General features: G+C 62.8%; 17 protein-coding genes. 5 read left to right on the top strand and 12 right to left on the bottom strand.

Annotation, left to right across the window (positions count from 1 at the left end; translation table 11 throughout):
• Window positions 1-32: 32 nt before the first annotated feature.
• Window positions 33-2,081: a M13 family metallopeptidase gene (locus tag CSQ92_RS06310; RefSeq protein WP_070279527.1), complete on the bottom strand. Its 2,049-nt coding sequence runs from the start codon at window positions 2,079-2,081 to the stop codon at window positions 33-35.
• 242 nt (window positions 2,082-2,323) lie between these two features.
• On the opposite strand from CSQ92_RS06310, the gene CSQ92_RS06305 reads away from it, so the two are divergent.
• Window positions 2,324-2,560, top strand: coding sequence for a DUF7661 family protein (locus CSQ92_RS06305; protein ID WP_099393558.1), 237 nt, complete (start codon window positions 2,324-2,326; stop codon window positions 2,558-2,560).
• A gap of 1 nt (window position 2,561) precedes the next feature.
• Here CSQ92_RS06305 and CSQ92_RS06300 read toward each other — a convergent pair whose 3' ends face one another.
• The 6 genes from CSQ92_RS06300 to CSQ92_RS06275 all read right to left on the bottom strand — a co-directional run bounded on the left by CSQ92_RS06300 (window position 2,562) and on the right by CSQ92_RS06275 (window position 9,686).
• The gene (locus tag CSQ92_RS06300) at window positions 2,562-3,131 is read right to left on the bottom strand and encodes a DUF1439 domain-containing protein (protein ID WP_099393557.1); all 570 of its coding nucleotides are present in this window, start codon (window positions 3,129-3,131) and stop codon (window positions 2,562-2,564) included.
• Window positions 3,132-3,338: 207 nt separating this feature from the next.
• Window positions 3,339-4,292: a hypothetical protein gene (locus tag CSQ92_RS06295; RefSeq protein ID WP_099393556.1), complete on the bottom strand. Its 954-nt coding sequence runs from the start codon at window positions 4,290-4,292 to the stop codon at window positions 3,339-3,341.
• A gap of 35 nt (window positions 4,293-4,327) precedes the next feature.
• Window positions 4,328-4,771, bottom strand: coding sequence for a hemerythrin domain-containing protein (locus CSQ92_RS06290; RefSeq protein WP_034787351.1), 444 nt, complete (start codon window positions 4,769-4,771; stop codon window positions 4,328-4,330).
• 105 nt (window positions 4,772-4,876) lie between these two features.
• The gene (gene prsR, locus CSQ92_RS06285) at window positions 4,877-6,232 is read right to left on the bottom strand and encodes a PEP-CTERM-box response regulator transcription factor (RefSeq protein ID WP_099393555.1); all 1,356 of its coding nucleotides are present in this window, start codon (window positions 6,230-6,232) and stop codon (window positions 4,877-4,879) included.
• 17 nt (window positions 6,233-6,249) lie between these two features.
• A complete protein-coding gene (prsK, locus tag CSQ92_RS06280) occupies window positions 6,250-8,301 on the bottom strand; it encodes an XrtA/PEP-CTERM system histidine kinase PrsK (RefSeq protein ID WP_099393554.1) in 2,052 nt (683 codons plus the stop codon).
• Window positions 8,298-9,686, bottom strand: a complete 1,389-nt coding sequence (locus CSQ92_RS06275; protein WP_099393553.1) for a TIGR03013 family XrtA/PEP-CTERM system glycosyltransferase — start codon at window positions 9,684-9,686, stop codon at window positions 8,298-8,300. The genes prsK and CSQ92_RS06275 overlap by 4 nt, the downstream gene beginning before the upstream one ends.
• Before the next feature lie 204 nt (window positions 9,687-9,890).
• Here CSQ92_RS06275 and nadB point away from each other — a divergent pair, with 204 nt between their 5' ends.
• Both nadB and CSQ92_RS06265 read left to right on the top strand, forming a co-directional pair.
• On the top strand, window positions 9,891-11,504 hold the full coding sequence (nadB, locus tag CSQ92_RS06270) for an L-aspartate oxidase (protein WP_034787348.1): 1,614 nt from the start codon (window positions 9,891-9,893) through the stop codon (window positions 11,502-11,504).
• Between the two features lie 213 nt (window positions 11,505-11,717).
• Window positions 11,718-12,896, top strand: a complete 1,179-nt coding sequence (locus tag CSQ92_RS06265) for a DUF7832 domain-containing protein (RefSeq protein WP_099393552.1) — start codon at window positions 11,718-11,720, stop codon at window positions 12,894-12,896.
• Window positions 12,897-13,065: 169 nt separating this feature from the next.
• On the opposite strand, the gene CSQ92_RS06260 is transcribed toward CSQ92_RS06265, so the two are convergent.
• The 5 genes from CSQ92_RS06260 to CSQ92_RS06240 are packed head-to-tail and all read right to left on the bottom strand — an operon-like array spanning window position 13,066 to window position 19,596.
• A complete protein-coding gene (locus CSQ92_RS06260; protein WP_099393551.1) occupies window positions 13,066-14,439 on the bottom strand; it encodes a toxin-antitoxin system YwqK family antitoxin in 1,374 nt (457 codons plus the stop codon).
• Window positions 14,424-15,770: a toxin-antitoxin system YwqK family antitoxin gene (locus tag CSQ92_RS06255; protein ID WP_099393550.1), complete on the bottom strand. Its 1,347-nt coding sequence runs from the start codon at window positions 15,768-15,770 to the stop codon at window positions 14,424-14,426. The genes CSQ92_RS06260 and CSQ92_RS06255 overlap by 16 nt, the downstream gene beginning before the upstream one ends.
• Window positions 15,771-15,779: 9 nt before the next feature.
• The gene (locus tag CSQ92_RS06250) at window positions 15,780-18,134 is read right to left on the bottom strand and encodes a hypothetical protein (RefSeq protein WP_099393549.1); all 2,355 of its coding nucleotides are present in this window, start codon (window positions 18,132-18,134) and stop codon (window positions 15,780-15,782) included.
• Window positions 18,131-18,883 (bottom strand): PP2C family serine/threonine-protein phosphatase, encoded by a 753-nt coding sequence (locus tag CSQ92_RS06245; protein WP_180276951.1) that lies wholly within the window; start codon window positions 18,881-18,883, stop codon window positions 18,131-18,133. The genes CSQ92_RS06250 and CSQ92_RS06245 overlap by 4 nt, the downstream gene beginning before the upstream one ends.
• A gap of 29 nt (window positions 18,884-18,912) precedes the next feature.
• Complete coding sequence (locus tag CSQ92_RS06240; RefSeq protein ID WP_099393547.1) at window positions 18,913-19,596, bottom strand: vWA domain-containing protein; 684 nt, start codon at window positions 19,594-19,596, stop codon at window positions 18,913-18,915.
• Window positions 19,597-19,875: 279 nt separating this feature from the next.
• Between CSQ92_RS06240 and CSQ92_RS06235 the strand changes: the two genes are divergently transcribed.
• On the top strand, window positions 19,876-20,421 hold the full coding sequence (locus CSQ92_RS06235; protein WP_099393546.1) for an NMCC_0638 family (lipo)protein: 546 nt from the start codon (window positions 19,876-19,878) through the stop codon (window positions 20,419-20,421).
• Between the two features lie 315 nt (window positions 20,422-20,736).
• Window positions 20,737-21,462, top strand: a complete 726-nt coding sequence (locus CSQ92_RS06230; protein ID WP_143450294.1) for a helix-turn-helix transcriptional regulator — start codon at window positions 20,737-20,739, stop codon at window positions 21,460-21,462.
• Window positions 21,463-21,536: the final 74 nt, after the last annotated feature.

Here is a 21,536-nt window from a genome sequence, read left to right as displayed (position 1 = left end):
CCGCGGCGCGGTTGCCCAACTGCCCTACCTGCTTACCACATGATCACGCGCTGCTCGGGCGGCAGGTACATCGGGTCGCCTGGCTTGATGCCGAACGCTTCATAGAAACCGGGCTGGTTCTTGACCGTGCCCTTGGCGCGGAATTCGCCCGGCGAATGGGGGTCGCTCTTGATCTGCGCGATGGCCGCTTCGGGACGCAATTTCGCGCGCCATTTCTGCGCAAAGCCGATGTACAGGCGCTGCTCGCCCGTCAAGCCATCGATGACTGGCGAAGGCTTGCCGTTCAAAGAACGCTGGTACGCCTTGTAGGTGATCGACAGGCCGGAATTGTCGCCGATGTTTTCGCCCAGGGTCAGTTCGCCATTGATGTGGTAGCCAGGCACGGGGCTGTAGGCGCCATATTGCTTGACGAGGCCGGCGGCCAGGGCCTTGAACGCCGTGCGGTCCTCTGCCGTCCACCAGTTGCGCAGACGGCCCTTGGCGTCGTACTGGCTGCCGGAATCGTCGAAGGCATGGCTGATTTCATGGCCGAAGGTGATGCCCAGCAAGCCGTAGTTGACGGCATCTTCCGCTTTCACGTTGAAGAATGGCGGCTGCAAAATGGCGGCCGGAATCGTGATGGCGTTGAGCGAAGGGCTGTAGCTGGCGTTCACGGTTTGCGGCGTCATCGACCATTCGTCGCGGTCGACCGGTTTGCCCAGCTTGGCCAGGTTTTGCTGGCGGCTCCAGGCGCGCGCGGCGCGCACGTTGGCGATCAGGTCGTTTGGCTGCGTCTGCATGCTGCTGTAGTCGCGCCAGGTATCGGGATACGCGATCTTCGGCTTCAAGGCTGCCAGCTTGAGCTGGGCTTCCTTCTTGGTTTCCGGGCCCATCCAGTCGAGCTGCTCGATGCCATCCTTGAACGAGGCGACGAAATTGTCGAACATGGCCATGACGCGGGGCCGGGTTTCCGGCGGCAGATACATTTCCACGTAACGCTTGCCGACGGCGTCGCTGATCGCGCCATCCGTGAAGCGCAGCGCCAGTTGCCACTGCGGTTCGCTTTGCGGCACGCCGCGCAGCACCGTGCCGTCGAAGGCGAAACGCTCCTTGACCGTGGCGCTGTCCAGGAAGGAGGCATAGCTTTCGATGATGCGCCAGTTCAGATAGCTCTTCCAGGATTCCAGCGGCACGGCGGCCACGGTCTCGGAAAAGCCTGTCATGAAGCTGGGCTGGCGCACCACGGCCGAGGAGGCCTTCGGCGCCAGGCCGGCGGCAGTAAAGTAGGCGTTCCAGTCGAAGGCCGGCGCCAGTGCCGCGAATTTGTCGAAATCGACGCGGTTGTACGATTTGACGGGGTCGCGCATCTGCACGCGCGTCCACTGCACGGCCGCCAGGCGCGTTTCGAGGTCGAGGATTTGCGCCGCGTGTGCGGCAGCGGCCTTGTCGCCGCTCATGGCCAGCATGGTTTCGATATGCTTGAGGTATTTGGCGCGCACGGCTTGCAGCTTGGCGTCGTCCTCCTTCAGGTAGTAATCGCGGTCAGGCAAGCCCAGGCCGGACTGGCTGATGTTGACCGTGTAGCGCTCGGGGTCTTGCGCATCGGGTGCCACATAGGCGGAAAACGGCGTGGCAACGCCATTGCCTTGCAGGTAGGCCAGCAGCGCCGGCAAGTCTTTCTTGTCCTTGACGGCGGCGACGCGGGCCAGTTCGGCGCGCAGGGGCTTGAAACCGGCCGCATTGCGCGCCTTGTCGTTCATGAAGCTCGTGTACAGGTCGGCGATCTTGTGCGCTTCGCTGCCGGGCTTGCCGGGGTTCTTGACGGTGGCATCGATCAGGCCGCGCAACTGGCCCTGGGCGATTTCACGCAATTCGATATACGTGCCCCAAACGGATTTGTCGGCCGGGATTTCCGTAGTGCGCGTCCAGACGCCGTTGACGTAGCCGTAGAAATCATCCCTGGGGCTGACCGCAGGGTCCAGGGTTTTCAGGTCGATGCCGGAGACGGGCGCGGCGGCGGTAGTGCCTTGCTGGGCGTACAGCGCGGGCGAGGAGAAGGCGAACAAGGCGCAGCAGGCGGCGCTGATGAGTGAGCGTTTCACGAAGATTCCTTTAATTGTTTTAACTTCATGTTGGGGAACATGCTGTGTCCAGGCATGAGAGGCAGGATTATAGTCGGCCTGCTTGCGGGGCAACAATGGCGGTTGAACAACTCCTGTGATCCGATGTTCGCTGAAGCACGCCTCAAGCCCGCGCCGATGATCAGCAAATGTTACCATCTAGCAATAGCCATACCTGTCGCTCGCCACATCTTTTTGCCTGGCTCTTTAACTGGAGAAGTTTGATGCAGGAATTCAGATTCAATATTTTCGGCACGCTGATTGGCGTCCGGGAGAGTCAGGGCGCCTGGCGCGCCTGCTATCTCGGTGCGGAAGGCAAGCGCCGGCCGGCCGATTTCATCATTCCGGACGATATTCAAGCCGATGCGCTGTGCGAATACCTGGCCGACCTGTTCCATGAAGAGGCGACGCCGCGCAATAACACGGCCACGCAAATCGGCGCGCCCGCGTTCGAGGCCTAGCCTACTTCACCGGCTCGAACGTCACGGTCAGCCCATTGCCCGTGGTCCGGATCTGCGTGGGCACGAATTGCACCCCCGCATAGCGCAATTCGTCGGGTTTGAAGGTATAGATCGGCGTTTCGTGCATGAGCTGGTCGGCCACCAAGCTGGCCACCTTGGCGAACTGGCGCTGCTGCGACTCGTCCATGCCATCGATGGCGACCTTGTCCACGCTCGCTTCGCTCAGGTAGACGGCGTTGCGCTGGGCGTCGAGCACGAGGCGGCCCGACATGGCCAGGCTGCCGCGCCAGCTCTGGCGGATAAAGGGCGGCAAGACGCTGGCGTCCACGCTGAGGGCGACTCGTTCGCGCTCGGGCTGCAACGACAATTGCGGGTGGGTCAGCTTGACATCCAGCACGGACAGCACGCGCTTGTCGATGGGAAAGCGGCGCTCCAGGCCTTGCTGCATCTTGCTCAGCGACACATTCACGTCGCGCGGGCCGATCAGGGTGGAACACGAGGCCAGCACGGCGCAGGCAAAGGCAGCGATGGCGGCGGTTTTCAGCAAGGGACGCAGGGCGGTCACATTCATGGATAGTCTCGGTGGAAAGATCGCGCCATCTTACACATGGACCCGCTTCAACACAAACGGCGCCCGGCTTGCGGCGGGCGCCGTTTTTTTTACGTCAACGTCTTATTAATGTACGAACAGGGCGATCAGTATGACGATGGGCAATGGAATGCCCAGCAGCAGCAAGAGGATGGAACGCATGGCAGTCTCCTAGATTAAATCGGTGAATTAAATGGTCACATGGCGCAGCACGCGCTCATGGTCGCGCTGGCGGCCGCCAAACGTTGCCGCCAGGCTGGCCACGAAAGCGCCCAGCAACAAGGCGACGAACATCCACAGCGCCGTGTGGGCACCGGCCTTGCGGGCCGTTTCAGCCGCTTGCTGAGCGGCGGCCTTGGCATCGGCGGCAGCCTTGGCGGCGCGGGCGTAGACGGCGTCGACGCGCGCTTCCGCTTCCGCCTGCGTCAAGCCCGTACGGCTGGCCACGACCTGGCCCAGGTAGGCGCGGTCATCTGCAGCCAGGCTGCCCGTGGTCAGGCCGGTGGCGAAGATCTTGCCGATTTCCACGCGCTGCTCGGCGGTGCTGGCATTGGCCGCGGGCGCCGCCAGGGTGCCGGTGGCGGTGGCAGTGGTAGCCGGTGCAGCAGGCGCGGCGCGCAGCAGCATGTCCGAGAAATAGTCGAGCGGATTGGCGCCGCTGCCCTCGCCTTGCTTGGCGCTTGCAGCGCCAGCAGCACCTGCGCCCGCTGCCGCTGCGGGGGCTATGGCAGCCGCCACGCCGCTGCCCGCGTCGATGGCGCCGCTCAGCACGGCGCGCGTGCCGCCGGCCAGCACAGCCACGGTGATCAGGGTGGCCACGGCCCAGGCCAGCAAGCCGTGCGCCGTATCGCGGAAATGCACCTCATCCGTGTGGATGGAACTCCATTTCACGCGCAGCCGGCCCGCCATGTAGCCGCCGATGCCGGACGCGGCCAGTTGCATGAAGGCCAGCCAGGCGATGGTCGACACGCCGATGGCCGTCGCGTTGAACGACCACGGCGACACGGACGACAGGCCCAGGCCCACGCCGAGGATCAGCAAAATGAAGGACAAGGCGGCCGCGGCGGCTGCACCCGCCAGCACGGCACCCCAGGATACGCCCGGATTGTTCAGGTCCGACACGGACAATTGTGTAGCTTGCATGGAATACTCCCTTGGTTGTTGATTTTTTAAGCCGCTCAGGCGGCGACGCCCGTCAGCTGTTCCTTGCGCGCGGCCATTTCCTTGCCCAGCGCGTCGAGGTCGACGGCCGTATGGCGCACTTTGGGAAACATGTCGCCCTCTTCTTCCTTGACGTGGTGCTCGATCTGCTCCGACAGCACCTTGACCTTGGCGTCGTACAGGTCGTCGGCGGGATCCATCGCGGTAATTTGCGCGATGAGCTCCTTGGCGCTCGCATGCTCGACGACGGCTTCATCCATCAGGTCGCCGTCATGGATCGGGCGGCGCACGGCCGGGTAGAAGATTTCTTCTTCCAGCTGCGTGTGCACGGTCAATTCCTGGCAGATCTGGTCGGCCAGTTTTTTCTTGGTGGCAAAGGAGCGGTCGCTCAGGTTCTCATACTGCGCAAACAGGGCCTTGACGGCCTTGTGGTCCTTCATCAATAAATTGATCGCGTTCATAACCCCTCCTTGTTGTTGATGAGGCTAGGATGCGCCGTGACGGCGCCAGCGTATGTGCGACGCCATACACAATCTTGATATTCAATTCATATCAGTATCCCGCGGCTACTTGATGCCGTGATGGCCCATCAAGTCATACAGGGTGGGCCGGCTCACGCCCAGCAGTTCGGCCGCCTTGGCGATATTGCCGTCGGCGCGGGCCAGCGCGCGCACCATGACCTTGTACTCGGCCGCTTCGCGGGCCTGACGCAGATTGATGGATTCATCGGCGGGAGCGGCCTGGGCGCTGGCGGGCAAGCCCAGGTCGTCGACCGCGATCTGCGGCCCGTCGCTCATGATGACGGCCCGCTTGATGCAGTTTTCCACTTCGCGCACATTGCCGGGCCAGCCATACGCCTCGATGAGCTGCAGCGCGCCGGCGCTGAAATGCAGGTTGCTGCGGCCTTCGCTGGCGCAGAACTTGTTCTTGAAATGCTGCGCCAGCAAGGTGCAATCGCCGGTCCGCTCGCGCAGCGGCGGGATGCGCAGGACGATTTCGCTGAGTCGGTAAAACAGATCTTCGCGGAAACGCCCCTGTTCCGCCAGCACTTTCAGATCCTGGTGCGTGGCGCAGACGATGCGCACGTCGATGGCGATCTCGGCACGGCCGCCCACCCTTTCGATCACTCTTTCCTGCAAGAAGCGCAGCAATTTCGCCTGCAGCGCCATCGGCATGTCGCCAATTTCGTCGAGAAAGAAGGTGCCGCCATGGGCCAGTTCGATCTTGCCCAGGGTTTGCCGGGCCGCGCCCGTAAACGCGCCCCGCTCATAGCCGAACAGCTCGCTTTCCAGCAAGTTTTCCGGGATGGCCGCGCAATTGATGGCCACGAAACGTTGCGTATGGCGGCTCGACAGCGCATGCAAGCCCCGCGCAATCAGCTCCTTGCCGCTGCCCGAGTCGCCCAGCAGCATCACGCTGGCCGACGAGGGCGCCACTTTTTCCACGCTGCGGCACAGTTTCAGCATGCCCGGGTCGCGGCTGACGATGCCGGCCAGCGGAGAATCCGCCTGCGTCTGCAGCATGCGGCGGTTTTCCTGCTGCATCGCGTGCAGATAAAACGCGCGGGCGATGACCAGGCCCAGCATGTCGGCCTCGAACGGTTTCTGGTGGAAATCGTAGGCGCCCAGCGCGATGGCTTTCAAGGCATGCGCGCGCTCCTGGTTGCCCGACAGGATGATGACTTTCGTGTCCGGCGCCAGCGCGAGGATTTGCTGCAAGGTGGCGAGGCCTTCCGTGGCACCGTCCGGATCGGGCGGCAAGCCCAGGTCCATCGTCACGACGGCCGGCTGGTGGCGCCGCACCAGCGCCAGCGCCGCCTCGCGCTCGCCCGCCAGCAAGACATCGTAGCCGTCAAAACTCCAGTGCAGCTGCTTTTGCAGGCCGGGATCGTCTTCGATGACCAGCAGTTTTTGCTTGCCCATGGCACCCCACTCCTTTGCTATGCCGCATGCAGCGGCAGGATCACGCGAAACGTCGTGCCCACCTGCGGCTCGCTGCGCACTTCCAGGCTGCCGCCCACTTCGCGCAGGTATTCGCGGCTTTCGAACACGCCGATGCCCATGCCCGCCGTCTTGGTCGTGTCGAACGGTTTGAACAGGCGCTCGCGGATGAATTGCTCGCTCATGCCCTGCCCCGTATCGTCGAGCTCGACAACGGCCGTGTGCTGTACGCGCCGCAGCCGCACGGCCACCTTGCCATCGCTGGCCGTCGCCTCGATGGCGTTCTGGATCAAATGTCCCAGCACCCGCTCCAGCCGGGCGCGGTTGGCCAGCACCGTCAGTTCGCCATCGACGATTTCCAGCCGGGGCGCCGGCGCCAGGCTGGCCTTGGCCGCCACGGCCTGGCGCAGCAAGCCGTCGAGCTGCAGCGGCGCGGGTGCTTCCGGCGCCTCGCCGCGCGCCAGTTTTTGCAGCAAGGTCTTCATTTTCTGCACGGAATGGTCGAGGGTGCCCAGCATGTCTTCCTGGAAGGCGGGATTGGCGCGGTGCTTTTCCGCATTGCTCAGTAGCAGCGACAACTGGAACACCAAATTCTTGAGATCGTGCACGATGAAAGTGGACATGCGGTTGAACGAGTCGAACTGGCGCGCCACCGTCAGGGTATCGAGCGACTCGCGGTGCGCCAGGTAGCTGGCGGCCTGGCTGCCGGCAATTTTCAGCACGTCGCGGATTTCCCAGTTCAAGCCGATGCGCGTGCGGGGCCGCGCCAGTGCGACAAAGGCGAACAGCTGGCCATGCAGCATCAAGGGCACCAGCAGCCACACGTCGGGCAGCGCCAGCAGCGCGGGCGGCAAGCGCAAGCCGCCGTACTGGCGCGGATTTTGCTGGCAATCGGGCACGTCGATCACCCAGAGTCTTGCCTCCAGAAACTGGCACAGGGGACCGGACGCCGGCTCGCTCCACGTGCCCGGCGGCCAGTTCCAGCTGGCGGCCGGGGCAAATTGCCCTTGTTCGCGCAGGATCCACAGTGCGCCGGCGCGGCTTTCCACCAGCTGCGCCATGGCCTGTATCGTGCGTTCGCCCAGCGCCGGGCCATCCTCGGACAGCGCGCGCGTAAATCGCAGCCATTCCTCACGGTAATCGAAGATGGCATTGTAAAAATGTTTATTGATCGTCACCTTGAGCTTGGCGCGCAGGCTGCCGGAAAACAGCACGCCCGCCAGCAGCAGGGCCGCGCCGCCCAGGTAAGCCATCTGCATCAGGGAACCCCAGGTGCCGCCGAAATAGCGCAAGTAATAGGCGCTGGCCGCCATGGCCAGCAGGTAGATGGCCGAGCCCAGCAAGGCAGCCGAACGGTACAGCATCTGGCGCGAGACGGACAGGCCCAGTGCCCAGCCCGGATTGCGCGCGGCAGAGACGGCCAGCAGCGGCGCGCACAGGGCGTCGACGATGCCGCGCGCCGCCCAGATATCATCGTTGACCGTGCGAAACAGCAAGGCGTCGCTGTACAGATAGAAATCGTAGGCGAACAGCCCGCCCACGCCCAGGCAGGCAAACTTGATGCCCCAGCGCTTCAACGGTGGCGTGTTGCGGTACCACTGTTCCACCAGCAACATGCCCAGCACGGCCAGCAGCAAACGGCAGACACTGGCAATGATGCGCGCAGGCAATGGCAAGGCCAGCCAGGATGAAGCCAGGGAGAACAGCCAGGGCGCCAGCGCCGTGAGGGCGATGCCGGCCAGCACGAGGCGCAGGCGGGGCCGCGACGGTTCGATCAGCAGCAGCAAAAACACCAGCCAGGCCAGGGTGCGCAGCAGTTCCAGCGCGTCGCCGGCCAAGGCGGTGCGCTGTCCCAGCAGCACCAGCACCACCGCGCCCGTGGCCCAGCCGCCCGTCGCCAGGCAAGCGACCAGCAAGGCGCGCACATTCTGCCGCGCGCGCCAGTTGCTGATGAGCAGCAGCGCCAGCACGAAGAAAGCCAGCGACGCCAGGCCATGGCTGAGGGCCGCCGCGTCGGCCGCTGCCAGCCAGTCCGACTGCGCCCGTATCATCGGCTGCCTTTGCCAAACAGCACTACCTGCACCGTGTCGAGCAGGATCAGCAAGTCGAGGAACAGGCTATTGTTCTTCACATAATACAAGTCGTATTGCAGTTTGTTCACCGCATCGTCGACGGAAGCGCCATATTGATAGCGCACCTGCGCCAGCCCCGTGATGCCTGGCTTGATGCTGTGACGAATGTTGTAGTACGGCACCTGCTCCTTCAGTTGCTCGACAAAGTAGGCGCGCTCTGGGCGCGGTCCCACGAAACTCATCTCGCCGCGAAACACATTGAGCATTTGCGGCAGCTCGTCGATCCGCAGCTTGCGGATCAGCTTGCCCACACGCGTGATGCGCGCATCGTTGTCCAGCGCCCAGATGGGCTTGCCATCGCGCTCCGCGTCGCAGCGCATGCTGCGAAATTTCAGCACATTGAAGGGCAAGCCGTCACGCCCTACCCGCTCTTGCTGGTAAAACACGGGGCCGCCATCTTCCAGGCGGATGCACAGGGCCGTCGCCAGCATCACGGGCAGCGCGGCCAGGCAGATGCCCCCGCTGGCAGCCAGGTCGAACAAGCGCTTCGAAGCGGCGCGGAAAAAGCTCTGGTCGAATCCGCCGCCATAGATCAGATAGCTCGGTTGCAGGGAATCGATGCGGATCTGGCACGCTTCGCGCTCGAAAAACGTGGCAGCATCGATCACCTTGACGCCGCCCAGCGCGCATTCCAGCAGTTGCTTGGCAGGAAACGCCCCATTGCGCCGGTCGCTGACGGATACGACGATCTCATGCGCGTCATGGCGCTGGGCCATGGCCAGCAGCGACGGTTCGGCCGGCAGCAAGGCCGAGGCCGGTACGCAGCAGCGCTCGCCCGCCACATCGATGCAGCCGACCACCGTAAACTGGTGGAAACCGATCTTGCTCGCCGCCAGCTCCATGCATTCGCGCGCCAGCGCCCCGCCGCCCACCAGGATCAGCCGGCCTTCCATCAGCGCCGATTGCGAGGATTTGAACACCACCAGGCGCGCCAGCAGCACGCCGATGGCGCCCAGGCCGAAGATCAGCACGCTGCCGCGTCCGAAATGCAAGGAAGGAATAAAACGGATCAGCACGCTCAGCACGGCAAAACCCAAGGCGAACGACGGCAGGATGCGCAATAAGGTGTTGCGGATATCTTCGCGCGAGCGGTGCTGGTACATGCCCAGCGCGCTCATGCTGAAAACGATGACCAGGGCAAAGATCGAGGAAGACAGGTAAACCTCGCTCACCCGCAGCACGCGGCTGCCATCCGCCAGCCACAGCAGCGACGTCAGGGTGGCCGACAGCAGCAGGATCATGATTTCCAGCAACAGCAAGATAAACGCTGTTTTCGAGACGTAATGGCTGAAGATGCGGATCATGGGGCCTCCTGCGGCAAAGGCAGCACGCCGCGCACAGGGCGGCTTGCCACCGGTCTTGCCATCATGGCGAACTGTTCCACGAAGACATTGATACGCCACAAGCTACGGTCCCAGCTATCTTTCACTGGCAGAATTTATCTCAACACATTACCGATTGATGTGAAATGGACTATAGTATGCTTCCCCTGAAAAAAGATAAATGTCATGAAATTTGATGTAGCGATTGTCGGCAGTGGCCTGGCGGGTTTATCGGTTGCACTGCATTTAGCTGAGACGCGCACCGTCGCGATCATTTCCAAACGCGCGCTGCTCGATGGCGCCAGCAACTGGGCGCAAGGCGGGATCGCGGCCGTGCTGGACTCGGGCGACAGCCACCAGCAGCACATCGAAGACACCCTGATCGCCGGCGGCGGCCTGTGCGACGAGAGCGCCACGCGCTACATCGTCGAGCACGGCCGCGAAGCCATCGAATGGCTGATCGAGCAAGGCGTGCCGTTTACGCGCGACGCCACGGCCGAGCTGGGTTTCCACCTGACCCGCGAAGGCGGACACAGCCAGCGCCGCATCATCCACGCGGCCGACGCCACCGGGCATGCCGTGCAAGTAACCCTGGAAGAAAAGGTGCGCGCCCACCCGAACATCAGCCTGTTCGAACACCATTGCGCGATCGACCTGATCACCTCCGACAAGCTGGGCATGAAGCCCACGCAGCGCAATGCCCAGCCCCATTGCCATGGCCTGTACGTGCAGGATGAGCAAACGGGTAAAGTGCTGACGTTTGCCGCCGAGCACACCGTGCTGGCCACGGGCGGCGCCGGCAAGGTGTATTTATATACAACGAATCCCGACACGGCCAGCGGCGACGGCATCGCCATGGCCTGGCGCGCCGGCTGCCGCGTGTCAAACATGGAATTCATCCAGTTCCACCCCACGTGCTTGTACCACCCGTACGCGAAATCGTTTTTGATCACCGAAGCCATCCGTGGCGAAGGCGGCTTGCTGAAACTGCCGCCCGAAGCGGGCGCTGCAGCCGGCCAGCGCTTCATGCTGGCCCACGACGAACGGGCCGAACTGGCGCCGCGCGACGTGGTGGCGCGCGCCATCGACTTCGAGATCAAGAAACGGGGCCTCGATTACGTGCACCTGGACATCAGCCACAAGCCGGCCGAATTCCTCATCGAACACTTCCCCACCATCTACGCGCGCTGCCTGGAACTGGGCATCGACATCACCAAGCAGCCTATCCCCATCGTGCCCGCCGCCCACTATACGTGCGGCGGCGTCGTGACGGATCTGGCGGGCCGGGCCGACTTGCCGGGCCTGTATGCGGTCGGCGAGACAGCCTGCACGGGCTTGCATGGGGCGAACCGCCTGGCGTCGAATTCCTTGCTGGAATGCATCGTCATCGGCCGCGCCTGCGCGCAGGATATCGAAAGCAAGGAAAAGCTGGGCACGCCATACCTGCCCGACTGGGATGAAAGCCGGGTCACGGATGCGGATGAGGAAGTGGTGATTTCCCACAACTGGGACGAGCTGCGCCGCTTCATGTGGAATTACGTGGGCATCGTACGCACGACCAAACGCCTGGAACGGGCCCAGCACCGCATCGCGCTCTTGAAGGAAGAGATCGACGAGTACTACCGCAACTTCCGCATCACGCACGATTTACTGGAACTGCGCAACCTCGTCGACGTGGCCTCGATGATCGTCAACAGCGCCCTGTCCCGCCGCGAAAGCCGCGGCTTGCACTTCAGCCGCGATTATCCGGAAACCTTGCCGAAGGCGATAGCCAGCGTGCTGACGCCGCCGCACCGGTAGTCCCTCCTAACTCTGAAAGCAGGCACATCGTGGGATGAGTCATTGCGGTGTTCCGCCATCGGCCAACAGCGGCCTGAGAAAAGCAAAGATCATTCGTATGCTCTGAGGAAAATAACTGTCGTCCACTGCCCGGATCAGGGCGTGACAGACAGGCTGGCAATTGCGCCAGCACAACTCAGGGCTGCCATCTTGATATTTTTATAGGTTTGCACAATGGCGTATGACAGGATTGATTGGCATTCTGGCGGAAAATATCCCGATGACTTGCCAGAAGAAAATGGCGGTATCCATATCGGCATGTTCCTGGCCTGGTTGCTTAACGAGGGCATGGCGAGCGATTTTCACCGCACAGACTCCCCCGACGAGCTAAGGCGTTTGGCAAGTCGGGAAATGACCGGACTTCAATTTCTGATCGAGGCTTGCGATGGCAAGCTATGGGAAGACGATCTCAACGATCAGGGCAATGCTTTCACCGTTGACTATTACGATAAAAAGTCGCCATTCGCCCAACAGCATGGCAGCTTCTTGCAAGACTATTGTGACGTATTCAACCGTCACGCCGCCGCGCATGGCTTTGAGTATGCCAGCGTCTATCACGTCCAGGATACCTGGGAGAAATTCGATCAACTGAAACCCATGCTCGACCAGCGCTACAGTCAATGGCAAGCGTGGTCGGCCGATCCCGCCAACCGTCAGCGCGATCCAAAAGCCCAGTTTCTTCATGCTTGCCAGGAAGTCGGGAATTTTCTCGCGCCGCATGGGTTTAAACCCAACAAGGCAGGAACCGTCTGGAAGAAGATGGCTGCCGACAAGGACACCGTTTTCGAGGTATCGTTCGAGTCCAAACGCTATAATTCCCGCAGCGATGTTCGCATGAAGGTCGACCTCTCCATCGCCAGCAAAGCTCTTAAGAAGTGGCTTGCGCAGAGGGGAACCGGCGCAGCTTGCGATGGTTACGTTCTACTCGGCGGCTTACTTCGGCCCGAAAAAAATGCCAGCGCCATTATCTGGCAGGTGGCGGATTTGACGGCGCGTTCCTCGATTGAGGAAATGTGCCAGTTGCTGACCGAACGCGCCCTGCCGCTTTTCTCTTTGTTCGCCGATCATCCGCGGGCGCTTGAACATCTTGCGTCGCATGGGGGCGGCTTTCCCGCCATTTGCGATCCAACGTCTGCCCCTCTGGCATTCTTGTTGTGCTTCGGGACGCAAGAACAGGCGCAGCGTTTTTTCACTGGCTACGTTGCTTCCAGACCATCCCCGTGGCGCCGTAATATCATTGAGACCTACACCAAGCTTCAAGCAGGTGAGGTTTGGGAATCATCCGCCTATTTGCACGAAAAGGACATCAAGCTGGCGTTTCAAAGCGGCCTGACCTTGCCGCAAAAATCCTGACCATCCGAGCGGACTCGCGCCAAGCCGGATTTGCTCGACAATTCCAGTCGGATCCGGGGCAACCTGGCGGTCGAAATCGGGCGCCATCCAGCGTCATCTCCAGTACCTGTATATGCCCCGCAAAAAGCTGGCAACACATCGCTGATCGAACGGCAACGACTTCCCCCGATCACAGTTTCGGCATCTCAAACTCGATCCCATCCTCCGTGTACGACATCTTGGCGGACGCCCCCGTACACTCCCCCTGCGGCTCGTCCGCCACATAGCGGCACTCGCTTTCCACACTGCCATCTTCACGCCAGTGCCGCGTCCAGCCCTGGCGTTCGCCATCCACGTACTCGATCAGTTGCCTCGGCTTGCCATTCGCATACCAGGAACGCAGCGCGCCCTCCTCGCGGCCGCCCGCGTTCCACAGCTTGTGCACGATCAATACGCCCGTCCGGCTGAAACGCTGTGTGCTGCGCAAGACAAAGTGGCCGCTGTGCGTGCGCTTGATGGCGACTTTACCGTCCGGATAGTATTCGACGCTCTCGCCGACTGGCTTGCCGTCAAGGTAGTTGGCGGTGCGCTGCACCTTGCCATCCGGGAAATAGCGGGTGCTGGGCCCCGTCATGATGCCGTTATCATGCTGGCTGCGGCTTTCCACGGCGCCATCCGGATAGAACAGCAGCAGCTCGCCATCCGTCCGGCCCTTGACCTGGGTCGTGCGCGTGCGCAGCTTGCCGTCCTTGTCGAACGTTTCCACCACACCATCGGCGCGGGCGCCGTTGCGGTAGGTGCGCGACTCGAGGAGCTTGCCATTCTGGTGATAAGCCTGTTCCTCACCCTCCTGCACGCCATTGCGCCAGGTAGTCCGCATGGACAGCTGACCGTCCGGATAATAGCGGACCTGCACGCCCTCCTGCACGCCGCGCCCATCCTGCTCCACCTGCATTTCCAGCTGGCCATGCGGGTAATACATGCTGTAGTTGCCCACCAGCTTGCCACGCAGATAATCGGGATCGTTGACCTGGCCAATCAGCCGCTTCGGCTCGCCTTCGCGCACATGATAGATCGCGACTTGCCAGGTGCCCGGTGTCTTGCCGGGTGGCAGCGGCAGGACCAGCGCATAGCGCGCCTCTTCCATCACTTCGCCGCGCGACAGGTTGTGGTTCAGGTAGAGCCGCGCCTTGCCGTCGGCACAGTGCGCATCGCAGCCGCGCAGCATATGGATGAGGGGAATGGCCTCGGCCTCGGCCTTGGCCCCAGTCCGGCCGGGCGCCGGGCAGGCGCGCAGGCGCACGAGCAAGGGGTTCTTGTCGCGTATCATGTTGGCCAGCTCGGCCTTCATGACGCCATACTGCTCCTCGTTCAGTCCGACTGACACCGCATCCATGCGCAGCTGCCGTCCGCCGCAGCCCGTGTCCTCGTCCACGGTCAGGATATCGCCGCCGCCAGGCGCGGCCGTGATCTCCGTGATCACTTGCCGCTGCACGATCTCGGCATGGGCCAGCGCCGGCAACAGCAGCATGGCGCCAAACAGATGTTTCACAGTGCGCGCCATGCCTGCTCCTTGCGCTGCAATTCCGGCGCTGGTGGCGCCTCACCACATGCGCCCTGGGCCTTGCCGGCCACATACCGGCATTCGCTCTTCAGGCTGCCATCCTCGTGCCAGCTGCGGCTCCAACCGTCGCGACGGTCGTTCACGTACTCGATGGCTTGCTCGGGCTTGCCGTTCTCGTACCACGAGCGCGACGTGCCTTGCTCGCGCAACTTCGCATCCCAACGTCTTTCCAGTACCAGCACGCCTTGAGGGCTGTAGCGCTGGATGCTGAGCAATCCACCGTCATCACCATACTGCTGGCGGGTTTGCACCTTGCCATCCGGATAAAACTCCAGCGCTTCCCCAACCGGTAGATCGTTGCGCTGCGTCATGCTGCTGTGTATGCTGCCATCGGGATAGTAATCCGTGGTGCTGCCATTGAACTTGCCCCTGCTCACTTGCGTGCGGTTCGACACCTTTCCATCCGGGAAATACGCGATCAATTCGCCTTCCATGCGTCCATCGCGCAGCACATAACTGGTGCTCAGCTTGCCATTTTCGTCAAACGTCTGCACGGGGCCGTCAACGCGCTTGCCCTCGCGGTACACGCTGGCCTCGCGCAGCTGGCCCGTGGCGTGATATTGCTGGTGCGTGCCTTCCGGCAAGCCATGCCGCCAGCTGCCACGCGATTCCAGGTTGCCATCCGCACGATACAGGCTGGTAACGCCATCCTGCCGGCCCTGCCCATCCTGCGCCACCTGTTTCTCGATCTTGCCGTCGGGGTAATACGCGACATAGCCGTCCACCAGCTCGCCCTGCGCATAGTCGGCGCGGTTGACCTGGCCCGACAGGCGCAGCTTGTGTCCCGCCACGCTATAAATCTCCACCTTCCACGTGCCCGGCAGTTTGCCTTTCGGCAAGGGCAACAGCAGCACGTTGGGTGCGTTTTCCTGCTCGATGGGGTAGAAACGTTCGTGCAGGTACAGCCGCGCCCGGCCATCGGCGCAGGCGGCTGGCGTGCAGGCGGCGATCTGGCGCACGATGGGCACGCTCGCATCCTCCGGGCATTTTTTCAGGGTGACGAGCATGGGCGTCCTGGCGCGCATGCGTTCAGCAAGCTGGACTTTCAGCGCTTCGTACGGCGCCTCGTCCAGGTTCACCGAGCGGGCATCCATGCGTATCTGCTTGCCGCCGCAGGCCGTCGTGCCGGCAATCGTGAACACATCGCCGCCTTCGCTGTCCTGCTCGGCGGCGATGGCTGTCAGCACCAGGCGCTGCACGATTTCCGCCTGCGACAGCGCGGGCCACAGCAAGGAGGCGCCAAGCAGCGCGCAGAGGGTCTTGATTTTCATACGATTCCTTTAATCTTCCGGCGAGACACGCGGCTCGGCCGGCACAAAGCTGACCCGGCCATTGCGGTAGCGCACCAGCACCTCCGCCTTGGCATCCCGCAACTGGCCATGCTTGACGGCCGGCAAATAGGTCCAGCGCTTCACGCTGTCCTGCATGACCTTGTTCAACTGGGGTTCCATCGGCATTTCCGCCACCGCATGCGTCAGGGTGCCGTCGGCGGCAATCGACAGGGTCAAGCGGTTTTCGCCCGTCGCATTCTGCTTGTCGAGCACGCCGTAATCAACCGTCGTCATCGTCTCGCGCAGCACGCCCGCAGGCTGGTCCGGCAAGGGCGGCAAGGCCTTGAGTTTTGCCGCCAGCAGCGCGCCATCGGCCAGCGCCTTGTCCCAGCGCTTCTCGTAGGAACCCGCCTGGACCATGCGCAGCACCTTGGCGGCCCGCTCCATGCGTTTTGCCGTGGCGGCGACGCCATTGTCGGCCAGTTCACCCGGTTCCGTCGGCATGGCGTTTTCCACCGCATAGCGGTAGGCCGTCAACTGCGCCAGCGCCACCAGGTTGACGGCATCCTGTTCGTCGCCGCCGCGCATCAGGGCCGTGGCCGCGATGCCCAGCCAGGCCACGCCATCGGTGGGGCGTGCCCACACAGCTTGCTCGAAATACTGGCGCGCCGCCTGCGGTTCGTTCAGGCTCAGGTGCATGCGGCCCATGGCCGCCGCCGCCAGGTGGTCGCGCGGGTCGGCTTGCAACTGGTCAAGATAGGTCTTCGCCAATTCGGGAGCATAGAAGGGCATCGCACCCAGGCCTTCCATCAAGGTGGTACGCAGGCGCGCGCGCACCTTGTCTCCCTCGTAGCGCGACGACTTGTCCTCGCCGGCCCGGTACAGCAGCTGCAAGCCGCGCGTGACGGCGTCATCGTCGCCCTTGGTCATCGCTTGCGACAGGCTGTACACGGCCTTGCGCGCGTCGGACTGCTGGAAACCGGCCGCCCTGCGCTGGCGCCAGCCAAATACTTCCAGGCCAGCCGCCTGGTCGGCTTGCGCCTGCAAACTGGCCTTGTCCTTCACTTCATCCGACGACGAGGTCCAGGCCGTAAAGCCGATGAGGAACAGCACGATCAGCAACACCACCACGGCCCAGCCCTTGCCGGAAATGCCGACCGCATTGGCCTGCCCACCGCCCGCAGGCAACAGCACAGGCGTCTGCCCCGGCGCCGTATGGTGCGCGCCGCGTGCGCTGCGCTGCTGCGGCAACGATTGCTGTTGCCGCTGCATCTGCTGCGCCTGCACGGATGCCTGCGCGGCCGCGCCGATGACCTTGTCGCGCGCGCAAGCCGCGCAACCCTGGCCCGTAAAATGCTGGTGTTCGGGATTCGCGGTACACACAACGAGCTTGCCGCCGCTGCGCTGCGCATAGCCGCGCAGCAATTGCGCCCAGTCGGCCGCCGAAGGCCGCTGCGGCTTCGGTGAAGGCGAAAAGGCGCGGTCGAACATGGCCCGCAGCTCGGGCGGCATCAGCGCATGGCCGCTGGTGGCGTTGGGCGCCAGCTGCTTGTGGCGTTTTATTCCATACGCATAGCAGCCGTCGCGGATGCGCCCGGGAATATCGGTCGCCACTTGCGCATTGCCGGGCCGCCCGCTGTATGGGTGAATGCCAAAGTTGAGCAATTGAAAGATGACGACGGCCAGCGCAAAACGGTCTTGCGTCATTTCCGTGCCCGCAGGCATACCCTTGCGCTGGAATTCGGGCGCCAGGTAGTCGGCCGTGAATTGCTCGGCAGGAAACCGCTCGGCATGGCCCTGGATGCTGAAACCGTCGCAATCGAGCATGGCGATGTACAGCGAATCGCGGTAAAAGCGCAGATTCACGGGTTTCAGATCGACCACGTAATGCTGCTGCTGGTGCAGCGCATCGATGACGGCGGCCAGGTTGGCGGCCAGGGTCAGCTTGGGACCGAGTCCCGTGGGCAGGCCGGCCGCGCGCGCCTGGCGCTCCTGCATGATCTGTTCCAGCTCGGCCGTCTGCGCCATGTCCAGCAAAGGCATGACGAAGCCGGCAAAACCGCCCTGGCCGTCGAACACGGCCGCTTGCGGCCAGGCGATCTGCACGTAGCGCTTGCCGTTTTCCAATTGATCGGGAAGCTCGGGCGACAGTTCCAGCATCGCTTCAAGCTTGCGCCGGTTGGCGGCCCGGTCCAGGTGCGGGTGGTACAGCTTGGCGACCTGCGCAGGCGCGCCGGGCAGCAGATACACGCTGCCTGCGCCGCCGCTCTTGATGAGCTTTCCCAGGACCAGGCTGCGGACTTTATCCAGCCAAATTTTTCCACCCGGACTCAGGCCCGGTGTCACACCCTGCTTCCGGCTCATGCGCGCAAAGCCAGCAGCAGGGTCTTGTCGTCGCCCGTGATCTGGTGCGTGCGCGGGTCGGCCAGGGTGGAGGCCAGCGCCGTATTGCCCAGCTCCACGCTGTCGACCGTGCACAGATAACCTTGCACGGCATCCATGAACGGCGCATACAGGGCCGCATTGTTCTTGCTCATGGCAAAGGGCATGCAGCCATCGGACATCAGCACCACGCCGCGCACGGACCGGGGAATCGGCAGCAGGCGCAGCTGTTCGCGCCAGCGCTCGCCGCTGATGAAATATGTTTCGTTGGCGTATTCGCCGTTGGCGGGCAGCGAGATCAGTTCGCCGCCATCAAGCAGTTGCGCCACGCCCAGGCCATCGCCCAGGTGGAAGAAGAAGCCGGTATCTTGCCCCATGACCACACCGACGACAGTGGAGGCGTAGTCATCCAGGGTGGCGTTGGCGGCGCGGGCGATGTCGTCCAGCGCGGCGCGGATCTGCGCCAGGATGCCGGCCAGCGCGCCGTCATGTAAGTCCTGCACGGTGGCGCCCTGCTCCAGTCTACCGGCCAGCGCCTGCACGGTGTGCGTGGCAACAAACTGCGCGCCCTGCTCGCTGAGCCTGGCAGAACCGGCGCCATCGCAGACGATGGCGACCAGAACGTCGTTCACGACGGCGTGCGCGTGCGCGTCCTGGCAAGGAATATCCTTATCCAGGTGCGCCTTGCCCGTGACGGAGGCGCCGAACACGCGCCACTGCTTGCTATGCATGTTTCCTATCGCCATGGATCAGCGGGCTTTCACGTATTCACGACGGACCAGCCGTCCGTCGAGGCCAGTTGCGCCTGCGCACCGGGACGCGATTGCGACACCACCTGCATGCTGGCGCTCAGCCACAGGAACAGTTCGCGGAACTGCAAGCCTTTCAACTGCTTCACGCCCCGTTCGCCACGGCTGGAAAACTGCCCCAGGGAATCGATATTCGCGTTGTCGCCCACGGCGATGGGGAAGATCGCCACTTTATTGGCCTGCTCGGCCGCGCGCGCCTGTTCGGCGCCATGCTGCCAGCGGTCTGTCGGCTCGCCGTCGGACATCAAGAACAGCCACGGCCGCGTGTACGCCACGCCCGCCTGGCGGAAACGCTGCTTTTCCTGCTCGATCTCGGCCAGGGCCAGCTCGACGGCCGCGCCGGTCGGCGTGGTGCCGTTCGCTTCCAGCCGTGGCGCCGTGAAATCCATGGCATCGCACCAGTTGCTGGCCACCACGGCTTCATCGTGGGCGCCATATTGAATCACCAGGATGCGCACGCGCTTGGCGGCGATCACATCGGACTTGAGTTCCTGTTCCAGCAAGGCCAGGCCTTCGTTGAGCAGCGAGACGGGCTCGCCATCCATGCTGCCGGAGCAGTCCAGCACGAGCACCAGCGGCGTGCGTTGTTCGGTATTGTCGACCAGGGCGACATCGGGGATCATTATGGAGGTCATGTAATTTTGATAGAGTTGCGAAATAGCTTAGCCCCGAAGCTTACCCTATGGATATGTTTTCCATGTGTCCGATTGCTTCGGATGCTATAGCACGCGGTCAAAATCACCATTTTCCGGGATTTTTTGTCCCTGGCCCGTGCCGCCTGCCAGTTTCCTTGTCCTCGCCCATCGGGCACCTGACGAACTTGCCGTGAAAGCAACAACCTCGTACACTGAACTATTCCGGCCATCCAGTAGCGGCCAGAAACGGATAGATAGCAACTAAATTTAAGGTTATTCATGAAGAAAATCGTTGCGGCACTTCTGCTGTTTGTTTCCCCTTTCGCTGCTTGTGCTTCTCCTAAAGCGTCCGAATTGGCTACCGCGCAGGTCGTTGACCAGTTCGTGCAAGGCTGTTTTATGAACTTCCCCTATCCGGAAAAATTCCAGGCCTGGTTAGCACGGCCGGGCTTTCAAAGGCTATCAAGCACCGATGCGGCAGCATATTTGGGGGCTTACTCTGGTAACGCCTGGAACGTGCAACTCGACAACTCGCGCTTCGTCCTGACGAGTATCGGCGAGAGCGCATGCAATGTCTTTGCAAATGACCTGGACGCGTTGATGACCAGGAATCTGGTGGTCGGCTTCCTGGATTATTTGAAGACCCAGGGGGCCACCTACCAATCGAAGATGGTCACGCCGGCCAGTGCGACTGCAAGCCTATCGAGCACGAGCTATGCGGTATCGATGAACGGCCAAGTCATCATGCATTTGACTTTGACCATTGCTGCGCCTGGCACCGGTCCATTCCAGGTTGCACTGACTGCAGCCAGAGCGGAAACTTGATCGTTGCACGCGAACGTCACAGGCGCGCTCGGCCCAAAAGAGCTTGGTGACCTTGTGTTCATGCCAGGGACGCGAAATCCCGCATGCTCCTGGAACGCCTGGTTGCCGAAAGTGCGTAGCGGACATCCGTAATCCGCTGCAGCACCGCATTGCAGCGGTGCCATATTTATACTATCTTGAAAGATGCCCAGGCCAGATGGCAGCGTCCAGCCCTTCCTTACAAAGGTGGGGCTAATCGCTGTACCACACTGCCCTTACCCAGTTCCGCACCTGCACGCCCGCGGCACACTGATGTAATCAGGATTGGGGGCAAGCATGAGCACGGCAATGAATGTGGGCAAACTGATCGGCGCCATGTACGACTCGGCCTGCGGCATCGGCGACTGGCCGCAGCTCGACAGCGCTGGCCTCAGCGGCCAGCAATGGCAGGAGCTCTTGCCGCATCTGCAGCGCGCCCTGTGCCTGCAGCAGCGCTTGCGCGAAGCGCAGCTGGCCAGCCACTGTGCGCTGGCAGCGCTCGACGCGATGGGCGCCGTCGTGCTGGTGCTCGACGCCAACCTCGGATTGCGTTTCGCCACTCCCGCCGGCCATGCCCTGCATGCGGCGCAGCTGGAACACGCTGCCCCGCCCGCTCTGATGCGCGCCGTGCGCCTGGTGATTGCCAGCGCCGGCGGCGCGGCGCAATGCCAGTCGCTGCGCCTGACGCGCAAGCAGCAAAGCCCCCTGGCCCTGACCGTCACCCCGCTTGCCGATTGCCAGCCGCCATGCGCGCTGCTGATCGCGCGCGATCCCACCAAAGCAAGCACGTCCGTCCCTGCCTTGCGCCAGCTGTTTGACTTGACGCAAGCGGAGGCGCAAGTGGGCAAGGCGCTGGCGCAAGGGGCCACCATCGAAGAAATCGCCGCGCAGGGTGGCATCAGCGTCAACACCGTCAAGACGCATCTGCACCACACCTATTTGAAGACGGATACGCGGCGCCAGGGCGAGCTGATTGCCCTGATCCACGGCGCCACGGCGCACCTGACCGTGCTCGATGCATGAGGCCGTGTCATCCGATCGGATGATGCGCGGTGCATCTTGCCTGTCTACACTGGCAACACCGGCAGCCCGCGCCT

It is taken from the genome of Janthinobacterium sp. BJB446 (assembly GCF_002735655.1).
Lineage (GTDB): Bacteria > Pseudomonadota > Gammaproteobacteria > Burkholderiales > Burkholderiaceae_D > Janthinobacterium > Janthinobacterium lividum.
Note: the sequence above shows the minus strand (reverse complement) of the source record. Positions and strands in the feature narration are given on the sequence as shown.